The following is an 18,052-nucleotide window of genomic DNA, read 5'->3' as shown; positions in this document are numbered from 1 at the left end:
GCCAATGCGCGTTAGCCTGCTCTCTTGCGGCCCAGCAACCAGATGAAAAACACGCCGCCCACCAGTCCGGTGACAATGCCTATGGGAATGTCCTCGGGGGCCATGACGGTTCGCGCGGCGATATCGGCCCACAGCAGGAAAATAGCACCAACAAGCGCCGATCCGGGCAAGACACGTAGGTAATCGCCGCCCACCAGCATCCGCACCACATGGGGCACCATCAGCCCGACAAAGCCGATGATACCCGAAAAGGCGACCATAACACCGGTAATCATGGCCCCGATCACAAAAACAGTCAGCCGAAACCGAGCCACAGGAATGCCCAAAGTCGATGCGGTTTCATCCCCGACCGTCATCGCGTTCAAGGCTCCTGCCCGCGTGATCAGCCAGCCGCCGCAGGCCAGCAGGATGACCAGCGGATAGACAAGCTGGCTCCATTGCGCGAGCCCCAGGCCGCCCAGCATCCAGAACACCACCGTATGGGTTGCACGTGGATCGCCCAGAAAGATCAGAACATTGGCCCCAGACATGATGATGAACGATACTGCGACACCCGCCAGAACCAGGCGATCGGCACTGGTTGCCGCAGCAAAGCGCGACACACCAAGCACAATAACGGTAGCTCCAAGCGCGCCGAGAAAGGCAAGAAACGGCACCGTCAACAGGCCAAGGAACAGGCCCGTGTGCAGCAATGCGAGGATGGCCCCGAACGCGCCGCCCGACGAAATGCCCAACAGGTGCGGGTCGGCCAACGGGTTGCGGGTGACTGCCTGTAGGCTGGCACCTACCATCGCCAATCCCGCACCCACCATCATGGCCAGCAGCGCCCGGGGGAACCGGATTTCCCAAACAATCGCTTCGCGCCCCTGCGACCAGGTTTGCTCGATCATTTCGGGCGACAGTTTGTTGAGAAAAACGCTCCAGACCGTTGAAAGGGGGACCTGCACAGCGCCGACCGAGATCGCAAAAGAGAGCGAGACCACCAGCGCCGCCATACCCGCCAGCATCAAAGTGACGGTGCCACCAAAACGTCTCGGCTGCGGTTGAATGCTTGTGGTCTCGCTCATGTGCTCACTCGCCCCAAAAGGCGCGGGCCAAGGTCTTGATGGCCTGGATGTTGCGGGGGCCGGGCGTGGCCTCGACATATTCCAGCGTGACAAAACGGTCATTCTTGACCGCTTCCAGATCGGCAAAGGCGGGGTTCGACATCATGAAGGCGCGCTTTTGCTCGGCCGTCACGTCGCCATAGTTGACGATCACCACAACTTCCGGGTTGCGCTCCACCACTTCTTCCCAGGTGACGGTGCCCCAGCTTTTGTCAAAATCGTTCATGATGTTGACGCCGCCCGCTGCCTCAATAAGGGCCGTGGGCATGGCATAAAGACCAGCGGTAAAGGGGGTGTCCTCGCCGCTATCATACACAAACACGCGCAGCGGTTCGCCGGTGTCCAGCCCACTTGCAAAAGCTGACAGGTCCGCGCGGTAGCCATCCACCAACTCGGCCGCGCGCGCTTCAACGTCAAAAATGCGCCCAAGGTTCATCAGATCGGCATACATATCCTCTATGCTGGCCTTGTCCCGATCCATGATGTGGGCGCAGGATTCGGTGAGTTCATAGACCTGGATGCCAAAGGGCGCGAGGGTCTCGGGCGTCACTTCGCCGCCGACTTTCATGCCATAGTTCCAACCGGCAAAGAAAAAATCCGCATCCGCGCCCACCAACACCTCTTTCGAGGGATATTTGGCCGATAATTCCGGGAGTTGTTCAACACCTGCGCGCATGTCTTCCTCAAGCGTCTTCCAGCCCGAGATGCCAGTATAGCCAACCATGCGATCCGCCAGACCCAGCACCAGCATCATTTCCGTCAGATTTACGTCGTTGGAAATGGCTCTGGCCGGGGGGGCGTCAAATGTGACGCTGCGGTTGCAGCTTTGCACCGTGGTTTCGGCGGCGGCCAATCCTGCGGTCAGGGCCAGTGCAATTGCAGCCGGGAGGGTTTTCTTCACGGGTCAGTTCCTTTTGGTGGAGAGATGAAAGGTCAGGTGATCTGCGTTGCTTGGCATAAGCTGTTCGCGCCGGGCCTCAACCCGAAAAGCGTCTGAAACAGCGGCCTCTGACAACACCTGCGATGGTGGGCCGAACCCGATGGGGTGCCCCGATCGCATCAGCAGAACATCGTCACACACACCTGCAGCCAGGTTCAGGTCATGCAGCGACGTCACAATCGTAAGCGGCAAGCCCCGGATCAGATCAATGACTTCAAGCTGGTGGCGGATATCGAGGTGGTTCGTTGGCTCGTCCAGGATCAGCAGGCGCGGCTCTTGCGCCAGGGCGCGGGCGACCATGACGCGCTGGCGCTCCCCACCCGACAGGGTTTCCAGATGGCGGTCGGCCAGCCAATGCAAGTCCAGTTGCTGCAACGCGTTGTGCACAATCTCTGCGTCGGTCGCACCGGCGCCGCCCCCAAATCCCTGGCGGTGCGGTGTGCGTCCCAGCGCCACGATCTCGGCCACGGTCAGGGCAAAATCGCTGGGCTGTTCTTGCAAGACGGCCGCCACTCGTTGAGCCACCGCTCGGGCAGACAAGCTCCAGATGTCGTCACCGTCCACACAGACGGTGCCCGTCGCCGGGCGGTGGAACCGGTAGAGCATGCGCAAAAGGGTTGTCTTGCCCGCGCCGTTTGGCCCCACAATGCCCAGTACCCGCCCCGCGCCGAGGTCAAAGCTGGTGCGGTGCAACAGCGTGTCACCGCCCCGTTTCGGGGACCATGACAGATCCTTGACCGACAGGCTGGCGGCGGTCACGAGGCGCGCACCTTGCGTTCCTCAATGGCCAGCATGGCGGCGGGCACACGGGCCAGCGTCGCGGTGCGCAGCTTGCCGGGCCGGTCCAGTGACGAACACCAACCATCCTCCAAAGCGGCATATTGCCTGGCAAAGGCCACAAGGTCATCAATATCGGCGTCGGGCTCGATATCACCAAAAAGGTATGTGGCCTTGCGGGTCCCATGATAGGCCACGGTACATGGTCGGTCACAGCCCGCCATGCATGCCACGCCAGACACTTCGAAATCGTCTGTAACGCTATCGCCCGCCGAGGCAATCGCCTTGCGCAAACGGTCGATCAGCTCATAGCCAGGACGGCATTCAGTGCCTTTGTGCCGACAGGATGTGCAAATTGTAATGTGATGTTGCATAAGGCCCTCCGCCTTTGGGAAGGGCACACAAAACAGAACCATAATGTTGCGGATCGGGCCGCGTCTTCATCATATGCTCCTGACCAGGCACCCCGCCTGCATCGAGTTGAATTGCCGAACGCATGACATGCGCCGGTGATGGCAGGTCTCCTGACTCGCGGGTCGCAGCTCTCCCGAACCTTCCCGGACTTGTGGTCCAGTGGTCCCTATCGGGGTCGCTTACCGCTTACAGTTGCGGGGGCAGTCACGGATTTGGTGCCTCATGGGCAAGGCCGCACCGTGTTCCCTTTTCATCTCGTCAGCCACAGGCCTTTGAGAACCATCGCACGCACCTGAACCCAATGCCGCGTGGCGGTCAATTCAAAAACGAAGGCCTGTTGTCGTTTTCGGGTTCAAAGATCGAGGGCCAGCATCACCTGCAAGATCAAATTAACCTTGCGTGTTTAGGTGTTGCGCCCATGACAACCAAGGGACAGTTTGATGGCAGCCACGGCACAAGGCGCACTGCGCATCACCACAGGCGCAGCAAGACAGCGCACCGGTTCAGAACCTGTCGCTCAAGATCAACGTTTCACAATAGCCACCGAGGACGGCAAACAGGCTGCTTTTCTGGTAGCATTAGGCGAGCTTGATCCATCTGCACCCCGGTCCGAGGCCCTCACGGCACAATTGATCGCAGGACTTTCGGCAGACACCGATCTGTCCGGGCAAGTCGATCGCTTTGCCCAAAATAGCTTGCGCTGCGAATTCAACGCGCAACTTGAGGCGGGCGACGATCTAATCGAATTCCCCCCCGCCACCATCGCGCTGATCACAGCCTATTTGTACCACCGACGCATCCACTGCCTGCACTTGGAAGGCGTCCTGATATCCTTGCGCAAAACGCTTTTGGAAGATTGCTTTGCCAACCAAGCGCAGCAAACCGTCGAGGTCGCGTTGGCCGAGGCGATGGCGCAACACAGTTTTCGGACCGAATACATCTGGGATGAAACCCAAGCCGAGGCTGACGCCGTTGAAAAGCTGATCACACAGGTGACAGCGCAAATTGAAACCGGGGCCGATATTTCTGCCCTCGCGCTGTTCCTGATCGGCGCGTACCGTCCACTTTACGCAGTTAATGCGATCAGAAACTGGGTAAAGGCCCTGAGCCGTCGGCATTTGGATGCGGTGGATCCCACGCTGCGGCGCCTTGTTTTGAACCGCCTGATCGAGGACGATATCCAGATTGACGCACTCACTCCGGTGACGTCTGACTCTTCGAAAAACGTGCAATCGCAATATGAGGAAAACCCCTATCCACGGTGGGATCATCTGCCCGAAGCGACTCGGTTTGATACGGTTTCGGCATATGTCGCCTCCGTCGTCGGTCAGCACAGTCTTGCCTCGGACTTGTCTGCACGCCCCGCCAAAGTTCTGATCGCAGGCTCTGGCACTGGCGCGCATCCGATTTCTGTTGCCCAGACACTGCCAAACGTCGCCGTATTGGCCATTGATCTCAGCCGCGCCAGCCTCGCCTATGCAAGCCGCGAAGCGACGGCGCGCGGTATCGGCAACGTGGCCTTTGCTCAGGCGGATATCCTCAAGCTGTCGGATAGCGACGTGGCTTTTGACTTGATCGAATCCGTTGGGGTGTTGCACCACCTGCAAGAGCCGGAGGCTGGCCTACAAGCCCTGGTCAAAATCTTGAAACCGGGCGGATACCTGAGGCTCGCGCTCTACAGCAAGGCGGCGCGCCATGCCGTAAATGCCGCGCGATCGCACCTGAGCGAGGCCACTACATCACCCAATTTGACCGACATTCGCGCCTTTCGTCGCCGCCTAATGCAGAGCGACGATGATGCGCTCGCCCCACTCCAATCCATCCCGGATTTTTACGCGGCATCCGAGTTCAGAGACCTGGTCATGCACGTGCAGGAACATCAGTTTACCCTGAAAGACATCGACGCGATGTTGCGGCGAAACCGCCTGAGATTCCTGGGCTTTTCAAGCCCTTCCGCCCACGCGGTGCTGCGAGAAATGCCGCCCCGCATGGCCCAGCGTCGCATGCGCGACCTTAAAGCTTGGGACAAGCACGAGCGTCGCCATCCCGACACATTTCTGAGGATGTACGATTTTTTCTGCGTGAAGCGATGATCACACAGACCGAGGCCGCACATAGATCGGAAAACGCGCTGATCCTGAGCGTGACACGCGACTGCCGCTGAGATACCTTACCAAGTCTAAGTCGATGTTGATGGAAGTGGTGGCGTGGGGGAGACTTGAACTCCCGCACTCAGCGTAGCGCCAAAGGCGATGCGCGTAAGTCGGGCCCACCGCAGCGCGGAGCACAGCAAGGAGCGGAAAGGTTAGTAAATGGTGGAGCAGAGCAGACGAACCTAGAACCATCTGAGTGCGGCCAAATCCTTGAAGAGTTGGAGAATTGGACTGCTATTCTCAAGGCTGAGCCGGAGGTTTTCCAGAGGCTTGAGGCGTTCGCGGATGCTGCGCGGAACGCTGCGGACGAGCCATTCGATCCGTCACCAGTCCTATTGGCACCCGATGCTTCGGAGCCGTCGCCATGAGTTCCCCGCATCCCTTGTCTCAAAAGGCCGTGACGGATTTCGCGGCCGTAGCCAGCACATCCGAATCTGGCAACCGTCGCGCCTTGTCGCCGTTGACCCTGCGCCTGACCCCTGCTGAGCGGGAACGTCTGAAAGTGTTAGCCGCTGGCATGACATTCAGCGCCTATGCCCGTGCTTGTTTGTTTGCAGAGGATGCGCGGACACGGGCGCAGGCTGCGACTGACCCCGTTACGAACAAGAAAGCGATGGCCGAAGCGCTTGCTCTCTTGGGTCAATCCCGCATTGCCAGCAATCTCAACCAACTGGCTTATCATGCCAATGTGGGCGCGCTGATTGAGGATGCGGAGACCAAGGAGCAGATCAGGGAAGCCAATGCGCATCTTTTGGCCATTCGCACCTTGCTAATGGAAGGTCTGGGGAAGCGCGCGTGATCCTCGAAGGCAATGAACGCGCATACGGCGCGGAACTGGCGCGGCATTTGCTGAACCCGCGTGACAACGATCATGTGACAGTCCACATGGTTGATGGGTTTTTGGCACAGGACTTGTTCGGGGCTTTTGCCGAAGCTGAGGCGATTGCAACGGGCACGCGCTGCCAGAAATATCTGTTCTCGCTGTCGCTCAATCCGCCATCCTCCGCCTCCGTCTGTGTCGAGACGTTTGAAGCCACTATTGCTTCTGTTGAGCGCGAACTCGGTTTGGTGGGGCAACCCAAAGCGATTGTGTTCCATGAGAAGAACGGACGCCGCCATGCGCATTGCGTGTGGTCAAAGATCGATGCCAGCCAGATGAAGGCGATCAACCTGTCGCATTACAAGCGCAAGCTCTTTGGCCTCTCCCGCGATCTCTATCTGGAACATGACTGGGATATGCCGGACGGATTTAAAGAGCGGGGTCGCGCCAAACGCCAGAACTACAGCCGCGCTGAGGGGCAACAGGCCAAACGCGCGCAGCGCGACCCCCAGGCGCAAAAGGCGATGTTCGCGGCGTGTTGGGCGGCATCGGACAATCGCGCAAGCTTTGAAGCGGCGCTGCGGGATCAGGGCTATGTTTTGGCGCGCGGCGCGCGGCGCGGGTTTGTCGCGGTGGATGCGGATGGCAAGGTTTGGTCCCTCTCGCGGTGGACAGGTGTGCGGGCGAAAGAGCTGCGCCGCCGATTGGGGCCGGAGGCAGACTGTCCTTCGATTGCGGATGTTCGGGGCCAGTTGGCCGGGCTTGCCCGCCCCAAGCGTATTGAACCAGATCACCAGTTTGAGGCGGCGCGGGCCGCTTTGGTGCAGCGTCAAAAGGAAGAACGCGCGGCACTTTTGGCCGGGCAACTGCAACGCGAGGCCGCGCGCTTGCACGCTGCAAAGCAAGCGCAGCCAAAAGGGGTGCGGGCGGCGTTTCTGCGGATGACGGGGCGCTATGACGCTGTTGTGCAAACTCTGCAGACGCAGGCGGCAATAGCCAAAGAGACAGATCGCGCCGAACAAGACCGCTTGATTGAGCGGCATTTGGCAGAACGGCGGGCGCTGGATCAGGAACGCCAACGCGCACAAGCCCGATCCGAGTTTGACGCCGCACGGCGTGATCCGCGTCAAACTCTGGTGCTGCCAGAGGACGACATTCCGTTCAGCACGGCGCAGCTGAAAGACCAACCCGGCCGCATCGTCGACTATCTCTCGCATACCAAGGCCAGCTTTGGCCGTGCGGACGTGATGCGTGCGCTGGCCAAACGCTTTGATGACCCGATGGCATTGCAGGCGTTGACGAAAGAGGCGCTGACCTCGCCGGAATTGGTGGACGTGCCGCATGACGGATCGCCGCGATACACGACGCGGGACTATCAAAGGGCAGTCGCGACGGTCGAGGCCAATGCCGCCACGATGCAAGGTCAACGCGGTGTTGCTGTATCGTCCGGGCATGCTCAAGCAGCGATGCAAAGCCAAGACCGTGCAATGCAGCACGCCTTTGGTGGCAAATTGAGTACAGAGCAAAGAGACGCCGTGACACACGTGCTGTCGGCTTCACAGTTGACCTCTGTTGTCGGTCTGGCTGGCGCAGGCAAAAGCACGATGCTGGCCACAGCGCGGGACGCATGGGCGCGCCAAGGCATCACCGTGCATGGCGCGGCACTGGCGGGCAAAGCGGCGGATGGGCTGGAAACAGCGTCTGGCATCAAAAGCCGCACATTGGCTTCATTGGAGACCTCTTGGGCCAATGGGCACGCTCCAATTGCCAATGGCGATGTGCTGGTGGTCGATGAAGCGGGGATGATTGGGACGCGGCAGATGGCGCGGGTCACGTCGAAACTGAACGAGATCGGTGCAAAACTGGTGCTAGTGGGCGACCCAGACCAGTTGCAGCCGATTGAGGCTGGCACGCCATTCCGTGATCTGGTGGATAAACATGGCGCTGCGCAGCTGACCGAAATCCACCGTCAGCGCGCGGATTGGCAGAAACAGGCGTCAAAAGACCTGGCTGCGGGAAAGCCCCAAAGGCTGTGGCAGCCTACACCAAGCGAGACAATGTGCTCCAAGATGCGTCCTCCGATGCTGCAATTGAAGTGTTGACAGAGCGGTATGTGATGGATGTCGCATCTGGCAATCCCGCACAAACACGGCTGGCCTTTGCGCATCGTCGCAAGGATGTGCATGCGTTGAATCAGTCTATCCGAGCTTCGCTGCGCGATGAAAATGCGCCGCCTGAAATACTGTTCCAAACGGATACTGGCCCACGTGCAATGGCGGCGGGCGACCGGATTGTCTTTGGCAAGAACGACAAAGACCTTGGCGTCAAAAACGGGATGCTCGGGACGGTGGTTGAGGCCAATGACGGTGGCTTGTCTGTCGCGCTGGACGGCGACACGCGACGAAAGATGACGTTTGACCCGTTGCAATATCGCAGCTTTGATCACGGCTATGCCGTCACAATCCACAAATCCCAAGGTGCGACTGTGGATCAATCCTATGTGCTGGCGTCGCGCACGATGGATGAACATCTGGCCTATGTCGCGATGACACGGCACCGCGATGACATGCGGCTTTACGTGAGCCAAGAGGATCGTCCAAAATGGGCGGTGCATTTGCAGCGAGACAAGGCACCTAAGCAAACGCGGCATCGCTCTGGTCCGTACATGGGGTGAGATGAGGATGCCTGCTTCACGACTAAGGTCAGCTCCGCGCAGATAACTGACTTTGCAAACTTTGGCCCGTTTCCCGACAGCAGCCATTCGTGTAGCCTGCAGCTAAAGCGGGGTGAGAGCCCAAATTGTCCAATGCTGCAATATGAAGGAACGTCCCGAAACTGTCAGTGGCCGTCATTCAAAGGCCGCCTTGTGGTCGATCCTCTAAGTATCTGGGGCAACGGCTGGAGTGTTCCTGTGTCGTTGCCCCTTCGCATTCGACGGACAAGTCGTTCGTCGTGAAAGTCTATTCTGCTGCCTGCACAGTCGGAGAGGACCACACATTCGCAGCGAACGCGCTATCCAGATCCGTTTCAGCGACATGATTTGTGTAATTGGACAAGGTTTTCAACGCTGTCCCAAGAATGACTTCGAGCACGGTCTGCTGTGTGTGGCCGGCCTTGAGAAATCTTTCGATCTCCGCGTCTGTGGGCCAGCCCCGGCTTTCGTTGATCACAATGGCGAACTGACGCAGGGCTTCCAGCTTGCTATCTGCGATGGGTGTATCGTTGCGGAGCGATGCAATGACATCATCCGGCACGCCGCCCATTTGCGACAACGTAGTATGCGCGGCCATGCAGTATTTGCAGCCGTTCAGCCGGTTGTTGGTCATCAGGATAATCTGACGCTCGGTTTCTGACAGATCCGTTTTGCCGAAAATGGCGGATAGCGTTGTGTATCCTTCCAGGATCGCGGGGGCTTCGGCCATGGCGGCGTAGAGGTTGGGCACAAAGCCATATCCCTTCAGGGCGGCCTGAAGGATCGGTTTTGCGTCTGCTGGGGCGGACTCCATCGTGTGTGTTGGGAAGTCTTTCATTGTCTGGTCCTTTCTTTTTTCGGGGTAGTCAGTCTGGTGAAAAATCGTTTGTTTGGCAGACTTGCCAAACTGTTGTGCCAATGCGCGCGTCGCTTCTTTTGCGGCGGTGACTGAACGGTCATGCCGCGCGTCCTTGAACTCCTGATACTCGATGGCAACCGTCTGAATGTGCGCAGCATCGACGCCGAAGTAGTGAGCGCAGGCGGCAATTGCAGGGTCCAGTGCGTTCATGTGAGCCCGCGGCCCACCGGGTTCAAACCCGAACTCGCCACGCGACGACAGCACGACCAGGTGCTTGCCTTTCAGGATCGGTTCGATCGGGGAATCACCACGCGCCAGATCAAACGAGAAAGTTCGGCCGATCCGCGCAATGTGATCAATCCAACCTTTCAACGCTGCAGGCATTCCGTAATTGTACATCGGAGCGCCCATGACAATGATATCCGCAGCCACAACTTCGTCGATCAGCGCATCCGAAAGTGCCAGCCTGTTGGTCATCCAATCTTCACGTGCCTCAGGCGGGGTAAAGGCTGCGTGGACAAAGCGGTGATCAATTGCCGGGATCGGGTCTTGCCCGATATCGCGGACAATCACCTTTGCGTCCGGATTGGCGTGCAGAAATTCGGTTGTGAACAGCGTTGTCAGCATGCGCGTCAGGGAACGGTCTTGCTGTTGGGCGCTGGCGTCAATGCGAAGTAGGGTCGCCATGGTTTTCTCCTTTGGGTGGGGGCGATGTTTCTCGCGCCGGTTGCTATGAAAAGTGCGGGCGACCCGTGCATCTGCGCGCGCCGCCCCATTTCCAAGGGTCCCGGATCAGAGATCGCTGACGGGCGTGTTCACGATACCGGGCCACTTGGCGTCCGCGCCTGCGATGACCGCTGTCGGGTCTTCGCGGTATTTCGCAAGGACCGCTGCATTCACGAACAGGTAAAGCTTGCCGTCAACGATGTCGGCATAACGCACGTCACCGTCCAGCTTCTTGCCAAGGAACACGCCGAACGCGCAAAAGCCTCCGAATTGCGGCAGGTAGGCCGCGGGATCGGCGTCAAACATGGACTGCGCTTCGGCCGAGGTGAAGTAGTAGTCGATGCCGTCATGGGAGGAGGTAAAGGCCGCATCTCCTTGCGCGGGGTTTGCGTTCTCGAACATCGAAACCGGATCGTTGCCATGCATGCCCAGCGGATTGCCGTTCAGCGTCAGACCATTGGCGACGTTGTATTCGTCAGCGGCAAACGCGGCGGTTGCGAGCGCAAGCGAAAAGGCCATTGCCATGGTGGGAACCATACGTGTGTAGGTCATCTGTTTTCCTTTCGGGGGTTTTGGAGTGTTTTGTCCAGCCGAGGAACAGCCGGGGTGAGGAGCAGCGACCATGCGGTCGCTACACCGGGGAAAATGCGTCCGAAGCTCAATGTTGTTCCCTCCGGATCACGTGAGGTCAGGCGGAATGGCCGATGCGTTCGACGGCCTCATCCGTCCACCAGACGCCATTGGCGACCATGCGGAAATTGATGATGGCAGCGAGGTATCCATCGCCTTCGGGCACTTTTGCGCCAGCCGTCGCGTCACGAACCACGGCGACTTCGTAGCCCAGTTCGAGCAATTCATAGAGGTGCGCCTGGGTGCACAGGTTCGCGGACATACCCGCAAGGATCACTTTGTCGATCCCGCGTTTGCGCATCTGCAGGTTCAGGTCGTTCTGCGCGGGGCTATAGACCTTGTGCGGCGAGCAGACGACGGTTTTGCCGTCCTCGATGTACTTCTTGTACTGCGGCATCCAGTCGGCGCCGGAGCCTTCGAAGTTGTCGAGGTTGAGCGGCCCAAGCCGGTCGAACATGCCGATGGCGTGCATGGTCGCTTCAAGCGTGCCTTCGAACTGCCAGTCGTGATCGTGCGGGTAGTAATAGTGGGGCGAGATGAACACTGGCATGCCCGCCGCCTTGGCGGCGATAAACAGCTTTTCGATATTGTCCACTGTGCCTTGCTCGGTCACGCTTTCGCCGACAACGCCCCAGGTCACGCCGTCCTCTGAGAGGAAGTCGATCTGGGGATCGGTCACGACCAGGGCCGTACGACCGGGTGCGATCTCCATGTCGATTTGCGGCAGGCCAGGGTTTTCGGGATCGGCGTAAAGTGCGCGGGCTTCGTCGGTCGCGGCCGTCGCTGTTGTGCCGGTGATGGCAGCAGCACCAGCGGCGGCTGCACCAGCGGCACCGGCCATCAGGCGGCGGCGCGCCATGTCGACCCGTTCGGGGGTCACATCGCAGCCGCAGCCGTCCGTGTGGGTATGATCGTGATTGTTCATAGCAAAGCTCCTTTGCTTGGGTGATGGCGGAACGCCTGTCTTGGCGCACCACCGGGAGGATGGTCTGGATGGTTTGGCTTCAGGCCCGCACAGACACGGAGTTCTGGGCCAGGACCGTCGAATCTAAGGGGGCGGGCAAATCTGCCTGTGCCCAGAGGCGTGCCGTTCCGGGCATGGTGACCGGCAGAACCAGCAGACCAACAAGAAGGGCGGCTGCGATGGCAGACAGGATCAGATAGGTCATGTCGTTCAATCCGGTCGCACCGGTCTCGCGGGTCTCGGCGCGACCGTCGGTGGAGTGCCGAGACGCAGGTTGGTGATAGGTTCTTGTGACTTCATTCATGTCAAACGCCTTTCCTGCTTTGGAAGATGCCTGCACTCCGGTGGGAGGGTGGCAGCCCGTTGCGGTGATCGTTGGAAAGAAGTTAGGCACCAGACCGCGTCAGGTATTGGCCCGACCTGCCAAGGTCATGGCCGAACCTGCCACAGTCTGGTGAGGGACCAGTCAGATGTTTGAGGATTGCTGCCTGAATTGTGCCGGTGCTTGTCCGACCCAGCGCTTGAAGGCGCGGCTGAACGTGCTTTGCTCGGAGAATCCGGTTAGAAAGGCGATCTCGGCAATCGAGGCGTCGCTGTCCCTGAGCAATTCCTGAGCCAGCGCGGATTGTGCCTGCGCCAGTACATCGCGAAAGGTCAGCCCCTCATCGGCCAGGCGACGATAGAGGGTGCGCTCACTTAGCCCGATATCGCGCGCTATCTTTGCTGCCTGCGGCAACCCGTTGCTGAGCGCGGGGGTCAGGCGGCGGACCAGCGTGCTTGCAAGCGAAGGCGTGTCCGCGAGCGAACTGATTTCGGTCTCAAGGTGCGCTGTCAGAAAATCTGACACCGCCTGATCCCCAAGACGGTTCGGAAGATCGAGGACAGCCGGATCGAACGCGATCGCGTCACGCTCTGAGTCGAACCTGACCGGACAACCGAAATACTCGGCATAGCGATCCGCATGGCTTCGGCAGGAATGACGAAAAGAGACAAATTCAAAGGTGAGTTCACCCCCCACGATCCGCTTCATATTTACGGCAAATCCGGCCATTGCGGTCTCATTTCGGAAGGCCAGAACGGGATGGTGCGCGGTTTGCCCCTCGATAGCAAGAAACGCGGGGCTGCCTGTCTCATCCAGATGGTAAATCGCTGTGTCGGTTACCAGCCGATAATAGCGTTCAACCCGTTGAAGCGATGTGCGCAGGGTGGGGGCTGTCTTGATGGCCAACCCCAACACACCGAGATCGTCCGTCTGGATCAACTCCGCATACGCCTTCATCAGCGTTATTTCGTCATTATGATTGTTGCGGATCCACTCTGTCAGGTTGAAAAAGTCGGTGTCCTGGAGCCTACTGCTTTCAAGGGGCCGGATACGATGCACAACGGCACCGTCGGAGATCAACGCACCGTCGTCTGTCAGCGTCATCCCGGCCGCTTTGGCCATCGTGCGCGCGAACGCATTTGTCACACTTGGCATGGCCCAGAGGGGTACACCATCACGGCGGGCTGAACCACCCAATCCAAGAACGCGTTGGATTGAGCGACTATTCCGGGAGCCCAGCTTCCTGTGTGACCGCGGCGGTTTCATTCAATCGACTTTCCAGCATCTTGATGCGTGAGCGCAGTTGCGTGATTTCGTTGTCCCGCTCGGCATCGGTGAGGCGGATGGGAATATGCTGAGGACAGTTCCAGTCAAAGGCCGCAACACGGATCACGATGCCACGCTCGACCTTGGGGCCTGTTCCATCATGCAGAAGACTGATGACATCAGGGTCTTCCACGATCTGCGCGTGGCCCCAGAGCTTCAGGCGTTTCCGGCACTGGTAATCCAGCGCGATGATCGACACACGGTCATCATGGCGCAGGTTGCCCACGCTGATATATTGCTGGTTGCCTTTGAAATCAGCATATCCGATCGTCCATTGGTCAATGACCTTGATAAAGCCGGGGGCACCACCCCTGAACTGGACGTAAGGCCAGCCGGTTTCGGAAACCGTCGCCTGATAGATGCCGTCTCGTTCGGTCAGGAATTCGGCCTCGCGGGCGGTCAATTCGCCACCATCTTGACGATCTGGCGATAAGACCCGGGCGTAGGCCCGGGCGGATCCGAAACGTTTTTGTTCTTCACGCACATGGGGCGTAAATCCAATGTCGGCATAAGCATTCGGCATGGTTCCTGCCTTTTACAAATCGAGTTCAGTCAGGCCGGGATGACCCTCGGGGCGGGAAGCAGAGGTCCACCTGAGCAAGCGTTGGCTTTCTGTGATTGGGTGGTCATTGATCGACGCGATGCGTCTTTGCATCAAACCATTCTCGGCAAACTCCCAGTTTTCGTTGCCGTGGGCGCGAAACCAGGTGCCGCTGTCGTCATGGTACTCGTAGGCAAAACGCACCGCGATCCGGTTGCCGTGAAATGCCCAGAGTTCTTTGATCAACCGGTAATCCAACTCGCGCGCCCACTTGCGGGTGAGGAATTCCACGATCCGGTCGCGGCCCTGAAATATCTCGGCCCGGTTGCGCCAGTGGCAGTCTGGTGTGTAGGCGGTGGCAACCTTTTCGGGGTTGCGGCTGTTCCATCCATCTTCGGCCAACCGAACCTTTTCAGAGGCCGAGGGTTCGTCAAAGGGGGGCAGTGGCGGGCGTGTCATGCTCTCATCCTTCATCAAGACCGCAAAATGGCCCCGGTCGCTAGGGGGAGGCGGCAAGGCGACCGGGGCGTCCGGGGCGTCAGGCGGGGAGGGTCTCTGACAACCGGACAAACGCTTGTGGGTTTCGAAGCGCGCTATGATGCTGAATGTAGGGTTGGGAATCGGTTGGGTATTGGCACGGCCTGCCAACTCTTTGACCGAACCTGCCATCCCCGGTGCGATTTTTCTATGTTTATGCTACCCTGCCATAAACGGTGCGGGGCTTTTCAGGTGAAAACAATCAATTTTGGCTTTTTCAGACTGTACACTTGCGTCTGGTTCATTCTTTCGTGGGTAAGGGCGGTGCAACTGGTCGCTCAAGTATCCATCTTGACTGCGGTCCTCATGGGCGGGGCGGCGCATGCGCAAACCGAACTTCGGCTTGGGACTGCGGCCCCCAGCGCTTCGCCCTGGGGTGTGTGGGTGCAGGACGTCGCCGACGAGATCGAGAAAGCCTCGAATGGGGCTTTGCGCATCCGGGTCATCGGCGACGCTGCATTGGGCGGGGAAAAGACACTCCTTCGGCAAGGCATGAAGGGGCGGCTGGACATGATCATGATCAGCAATGTCTACCTTTCGCTCATCGAGAAGGAGATCGACCTTGTTTCGTCACCCTTCCTCTTTGACACGACTGCGCAAGGATCCTGCGTTGCAACCAAGCACCTGGGTTCGATCCTCGAATACACGATGGAAGCCGCGCAGTTGGTGCCTTTGGGCTGGCTCGAAGTTGGCAATACCATTGTGTTTTCGAAGAATCCTATCGCTGCTCCGTCAGATCTTGAAGGCAGAAAAGTCCGAATATCCGAAACATCGGTCGATATGCTGTTTTCCCGTAGACTGGGAGCGGTTGGGGTGCCGCTGGGTGTTTCGGACACGATCCTGTCCTTACAGACCGGAAGTGTTGATGCAGCTTTCTTACCCACTGCATTTGGTGTCGGCATCGGCATCCACAAGATTGCTCCGCATCTGACGATCAGCAACCACACCCGCTTGATCGGTACGATCGCTGTCTCCAAATCAACTTATGATCGCCTGAGCGCACAGGAGCGGAAATGGCTTGAAATCGTGACATCTTCTGGCCCTCGCCTTTCGGCGACCATTCTGGACACAGAAGAAAAAATGCTCAGCCAGCTGTTAGACGCAGACGTTTCAATCAGGCGTTTATCAGAGGGTGAAAAAACCGCATGGCGAACCGCCGCAGAGGGAATTCAGGATGAACTTGCGGCATCGCTCGGTGAGAGTGCTGTGCAGTTGCTGGCCCAAATAAGGGCGGCCAAGGCAGCTTGTGATGGCTAGTTCTCAGCGGCTCTTGAGGGTCTTGACCCGGCTTGAGGCGAGCCTGGCAGTGTTGGCCTGTTCGGCGCTTGTCCTGGTTCTCGTAGTGGATGTTATCGCTGTCGATATCTTTTCGACCGCGGTGCGGGGGTCGCCGCAACTCGGGGTTTTGTCTGGCATCGTGGCCTGCATGCTTGGGCTGACGCTTGCCACAGGCTCTGGCGTGCATTTCAGGCCAACATTCGCGGACAACATCATCCCGCACGTCTGGGCCGACAGAGTTGGAGATGTGATTTCAGCCGCCCTTTTCGGGGTATTCGCAGTCTTTGCGGTCGAATTCGTCATGCAGTCCTATGTCTACGCGGACCGCGTACCGGTACTCAATGCACCCCTTTGGCCAGTTCAGATTGTCTTACCTTGCGTTCTGGCGTCATGCGCCTTGAAACATACGGTTTTCGCAATTTCCCCAAAGGCAAAAGAATCCTTGGTCGACAAGGCCTCATGAACTCTCTGCTGCTGCTTTTCATCGTCTTGGTTCTTCTGGCGCTGCGCCAGAACATGGTTCTGATCCTGCTCGTTGCAGCCGCGTACGTACAGGTCGTTTATGGCAACGGAACCATTCTTTATGTTGTCGAGGATCTTTGGACAGCGATGGACAACCATGCGCTGTTGGCGATCCCGATGTACCTGGTCGTCGGAAATCTCATCGCACGGGGGTCCATTGCCGACCATCTGGTCGAGGTCTTCAAGTCTGCAACGGACTGGATGCCTGGAGGATTGGGTGTTGCCACCATCCTCGCCTGCGCTTTTTTCTCGGCAATCTCCGGATCTTCAGCCGCGACACTGATTGCGATTGGGTCGGTTATGTACCCAGCCCTCAAAGATGCGGGATACAGCAGCCGATTTGCGATCGGATCGGTGACATCCTCCGGAACTCTTGGCATATTGATACCGCCGTCGATCCCCCTCATCGTCTATGGACTGGTGACCGATACAAGCGTTGCCGATCTTTTTCTTGCGGGCGTATTGCCCGGAATTCTTTTGGTGATCATATTCGCCGTTCACAGTATCTTCACAAACCGGGAAGTGACGCGGGGTACGTTCTCCTCCCGACGGCTGATTGCGTCCTTTCAAAATGGATTTTGCGCCATTTTGACCCCAATAATTCTGTTGGGCGGAATATATTCAGGTGTGTTCTCGCCTACTGAAGCCGCTGCGTTTGCGGTGGTCTATGCGGCATCGGTGGAAGTGCTGATCTATCGGTCTTTCGGGTTTTCCGGTCTGTTTGACGTCATGAAGTCCAGTGTGGTCATGTTGGGAACACTGATGCCAATTGTCGCGGTCGCCCTGATGCTCAAGTCGTTTCTCGCGAGTGAAGGACTGCCGGACGCTTTTGCTGAATGGGTCCTGAACATCTTTGACAGCAAGGTGGCGATCCTTTTGGTCCTGAATCTGGCGCTCTTAATCATCGGTTGCCTGGTCGATGTGGTGTCAGCAATCTTGCTGTTTGCCCCGATGATGCTGGCTGTGGGTACGGCGATAGGCGTGAACCCTGCCCACCTTGGTATAATCGTGGTCGTCAATCTCGAGATCGGCTTGCTGACCCCTCCTTTGGGACTGAACCTGCTGATCGCGTCCCGATCATTCAAAGAGCGTGTTTCAAGTGTTGCGATGTCCGTTTTGCCATTTGTCTTATTGATGCTGGTTGTCTTGATGGTTGTCACATTCGTGCCGTGGCTTTCGCTGGCGCTGATTGAATAGCAATCAAGCTGCCGAATTCCCGTGTGTGTTGACACATGCTCGGTCTCAAGCCTGACCACGTCCTATCAAGACACACAATAAAATCTGAGCGCCGTGCAGATACGCTGTCTCAGAGAAAACCGACGAACATCCCAGCACAGTAGGCCTGGTGTAGATCGCCGTGCAATGGCGTCTAGGGTCAGGACCCATTGATTTCCGGGCGACGGCGTGATTCACGGTTCGAAAAACGAGTGGTGAACATGTCTGGT

At 58.3% G+C, this 18,052-nt stretch carries 18 protein-coding genes and 1 riboswitch; of the genes, 7 read left to right on the top strand and 11 right to left on the bottom strand.

What is annotated here, in order from left to right; genetic code table 11:
* Window positions 1–11: 11 nt before the first annotated feature.
* From Q1A44_RS18135 to Q1A44_RS18120, 4 genes are read right to left on the bottom strand one after another with little or no spacing between them, the layout of a single operon-like run.
* Window positions 12–1,067 carry an iron ABC transporter permease gene (locus Q1A44_RS18135; RefSeq protein WP_299628118.1) on the bottom strand — a complete coding sequence of 352 codons (1,056 nt, stop codon included), beginning with the start codon at window positions 1,065–1,067 and terminating at the stop codon, window positions 12–14.
* A gap of 4 nt (window positions 1,068–1,071) precedes the next feature.
* Complete coding sequence (locus tag Q1A44_RS18130; protein WP_299628116.1) at window positions 1,072–2,007, bottom strand: ABC transporter substrate-binding protein; 936 nt, start codon at window positions 2,005–2,007, stop codon at window positions 1,072–1,074.
* Window positions 2,008–2,010: 3 nt separating this feature from the next.
* On the bottom strand, window positions 2,011–2,805 hold the full coding sequence (locus Q1A44_RS18125) for an ABC transporter ATP-binding protein (protein ID WP_299628114.1): 795 nt from the start codon (window positions 2,803–2,805) through the stop codon (window positions 2,011–2,013).
* The gene (locus Q1A44_RS18120) at window positions 2,802–3,197 is read right to left on the bottom strand and encodes a DUF1636 domain-containing protein (protein WP_299628112.1); all 396 of its coding nucleotides are present in this window, start codon (window positions 3,195–3,197) and stop codon (window positions 2,802–2,804) included. Before Q1A44_RS18120 ends, Q1A44_RS18125 begins: the two co-directional genes overlap by 4 nt.
* A 122-nt stretch (window positions 3,198–3,319) precedes the next feature.
* A riboswitch (cobalamin riboswitch) is annotated at window positions 3,320–3,536 on the bottom strand.
* A gap of 141 nt (window positions 3,537–3,677) precedes the next feature.
* On the opposite strand from Q1A44_RS18120, the gene Q1A44_RS18115 reads away from it, so the two are divergent.
* The 4 genes from Q1A44_RS18115 (at window position 3,678) to Q1A44_RS18100 (ending at window position 8,884) form a co-directional block, all read left to right on the top strand.
* Window positions 3,678–5,330, top strand: coding sequence for a class I SAM-dependent methyltransferase (locus tag Q1A44_RS18115; protein WP_299628110.1), 1,653 nt, complete (start codon window positions 3,678–3,680; stop codon window positions 5,328–5,330).
* Between the two features lie 424 nt (window positions 5,331–5,754).
* Complete coding sequence (locus Q1A44_RS18110) at window positions 5,755–6,189, top strand: hypothetical protein (protein ID WP_299628108.1); 435 nt, start codon at window positions 5,755–5,757, stop codon at window positions 6,187–6,189.
* Window positions 6,186–8,312 (top strand): AAA family ATPase, encoded by a 2,127-nt coding sequence (locus Q1A44_RS18105; protein WP_299628106.1) that lies wholly within the window; start codon window positions 6,186–6,188, stop codon window positions 8,310–8,312. Before Q1A44_RS18110 ends, Q1A44_RS18105 begins: the two co-directional genes overlap by 4 nt.
* 14 nt (window positions 8,313–8,326) lie before the next feature.
* Window positions 8,327–8,884 carry a hypothetical protein gene (locus Q1A44_RS18100; RefSeq protein WP_299628104.1) on the top strand — a complete coding sequence of 186 codons (558 nt, stop codon included), beginning with the start codon at window positions 8,327–8,329 and terminating at the stop codon, window positions 8,882–8,884.
* Between the two features lie 286 nt (window positions 8,885–9,170).
* On the opposite strand, the gene Q1A44_RS18095 is transcribed toward Q1A44_RS18100, so the two are convergent.
* The 7 genes from Q1A44_RS18095 to Q1A44_RS18065 all read right to left on the bottom strand — a co-directional run bounded on the left by Q1A44_RS18095 (window position 9,171) and on the right by Q1A44_RS18065 (window position 14,729).
* A complete protein-coding gene (locus Q1A44_RS18095; RefSeq protein ID WP_299628102.1) occupies window positions 9,171–10,448 on the bottom strand; it encodes an NAD(P)H-dependent oxidoreductase in 1,278 nt (425 codons plus the stop codon).
* 105 nt (window positions 10,449–10,553) lie between these two features.
* Window positions 10,554–11,039, bottom strand: coding sequence for a YHS domain-containing (seleno)protein (locus Q1A44_RS18090; protein ID WP_299628100.1), 486 nt, complete (start codon window positions 11,037–11,039; stop codon window positions 10,554–10,556).
* Window positions 11,040–11,175: 136 nt separating this feature from the next.
* Entirely contained in the window at window positions 11,176–12,042 is an 867-nt protein-coding gene (locus Q1A44_RS18085; RefSeq protein WP_299628098.1) for a cysteine hydrolase, read from the bottom strand.
* A 79-nt stretch (window positions 12,043–12,121) separates the two neighbouring features.
* Window positions 12,122–12,385 carry a hypothetical protein gene (locus Q1A44_RS18080; RefSeq protein ID WP_299628096.1) on the bottom strand — a complete coding sequence of 88 codons (264 nt, stop codon included), beginning with the start codon at window positions 12,383–12,385 and terminating at the stop codon, window positions 12,122–12,124.
* Between the two features lie 162 nt (window positions 12,386–12,547).
* The gene (locus tag Q1A44_RS18075) at window positions 12,548–13,507 is read right to left on the bottom strand and encodes an AraC family transcriptional regulator (RefSeq protein ID WP_299628094.1); all 960 of its coding nucleotides are present in this window, start codon (window positions 13,505–13,507) and stop codon (window positions 12,548–12,550) included.
* 118 nt (window positions 13,508–13,625) lie between these two features.
* Window positions 13,626–14,213 carry a pyridoxamine 5'-phosphate oxidase family protein gene (locus Q1A44_RS18070; protein WP_299628092.1) on the bottom strand — a complete coding sequence of 196 codons (588 nt, stop codon included), beginning with the start codon at window positions 14,211–14,213 and terminating at the stop codon, window positions 13,626–13,628.
* A 51-nt stretch (window positions 14,214–14,264) separates the two neighbouring features.
* Window positions 14,265–14,729, bottom strand: coding sequence for a nuclear transport factor 2 family protein (locus Q1A44_RS18065; RefSeq protein ID WP_299628090.1), 465 nt, complete (start codon window positions 14,727–14,729; stop codon window positions 14,265–14,267).
* 228 nt (window positions 14,730–14,957) lie between these two features.
* Here Q1A44_RS18065 and dctP point away from each other — a divergent pair, with 228 nt between their 5' ends.
* Genes dctP through Q1A44_RS18050 form a run of 3 tightly spaced genes read left to right on the top strand, consistent with a single transcriptional unit; the run spans window position 14,958 to window position 17,804 of the window.
* Window positions 14,958–16,064: a TRAP transporter substrate-binding protein gene (gene dctP / locus Q1A44_RS18060; RefSeq protein WP_299628088.1), complete on the top strand. Its 1,107-nt coding sequence runs from the start codon at window positions 14,958–14,960 to the stop codon at window positions 16,062–16,064.
* Window positions 16,057–16,548 carry a TRAP transporter small permease subunit gene (locus tag Q1A44_RS18055; protein WP_299628086.1) on the top strand — a complete coding sequence of 164 codons (492 nt, stop codon included), beginning with the start codon at window positions 16,057–16,059 and terminating at the stop codon, window positions 16,546–16,548. Before dctP ends, Q1A44_RS18055 begins: the two co-directional genes overlap by 8 nt.
* A complete protein-coding gene (locus Q1A44_RS18050; protein ID WP_299628084.1) occupies window positions 16,545–17,804 on the top strand; it encodes a TRAP transporter large permease in 1,260 nt (419 codons plus the stop codon). The genes Q1A44_RS18055 and Q1A44_RS18050 overlap by 4 nt, the downstream gene beginning before the upstream one ends.
* Window positions 17,805–18,052 lie beyond the last annotated feature (248 nt).

The sequence above is a fragment of the uncultured Tateyamaria sp. genome (genome assembly GCF_947503705.1).
Classification (GTDB): domain Bacteria; phylum Pseudomonadota; class Alphaproteobacteria; order Rhodobacterales; family Rhodobacteraceae; genus Tateyamaria.
This window is presented reverse-complemented; position numbering and strand designations above follow the sequence as displayed.

Coding starts and splice junctions, on each gene's coding strand:
- Q1A44_RS18135 (WP_299628118.1), bottom strand. CDS start 1,067: ATGAGCGAGACCACAAGCATTCAACCGCAGCCGAGACGTTTTGGTGGC.
- Q1A44_RS18120 (WP_299628112.1), bottom strand. CDS start 3,197: ATGCAACATCACATTACAATTTGCACATCCTGTCGGCACAAAGGCACT.
- Q1A44_RS18115 (WP_299628110.1), top strand. CDS start 3,678: ATGGCAGCCACGGCACAAGGCGCACTGCGCATCACCACAGGCGCAGCA.
- Q1A44_RS18110 (WP_299628108.1), top strand. CDS start 5,755: ATGAGTTCCCCGCATCCCTTGTCTCAAAAGGCCGTGACGGATTTCGCG.
- Q1A44_RS18100 (WP_299628104.1), top strand. CDS start 8,327: ATGGATGTCGCATCTGGCAATCCCGCACAAACACGGCTGGCCTTTGCG.
- Q1A44_RS18095 (WP_299628102.1), bottom strand. CDS start 10,448: ATGGCGACCCTACTTCGCATTGACGCCAGCGCCCAACAGCAAGACCGT.
- Q1A44_RS18090 (WP_299628100.1), bottom strand. CDS start 11,039: ATGACCTACACACGTATGGTTCCCACCATGGCAATGGCCTTTTCGCTT.
- Q1A44_RS18085 (WP_299628098.1), bottom strand. CDS start 12,042: ATGAACAATCACGATCATACCCACACGGACGGCTGCGGCTGCGATGTG.
- Q1A44_RS18080 (WP_299628096.1), bottom strand. CDS start 12,385: ATGAATGAAGTCACAAGAACCTATCACCAACCTGCGTCTCGGCACTCC.
- Q1A44_RS18075 (WP_299628094.1), bottom strand. CDS start 13,507: ATGACGCTGACAGACGACGGTGCGTTGATCTCCGACGGTGCCGTTGTG.
- Q1A44_RS18065 (WP_299628090.1), bottom strand. CDS start 14,729: ATGACACGCCCGCCACTGCCCCCCTTTGACGAACCCTCGGCCTCTGAA.
- dctP (WP_299628088.1), top strand. CDS start 14,958: ATGTTTATGCTACCCTGCCATAAACGGTGCGGGGCTTTTCAGGTGAAA.
- Q1A44_RS18055 (WP_299628086.1), top strand. CDS start 16,057: ATGGCTAGTTCTCAGCGGCTCTTGAGGGTCTTGACCCGGCTTGAGGCG.
- Q1A44_RS18050 (WP_299628084.1), top strand. CDS start 16,545: ATGAACTCTCTGCTGCTGCTTTTCATCGTCTTGGTTCTTCTGGCGCTG.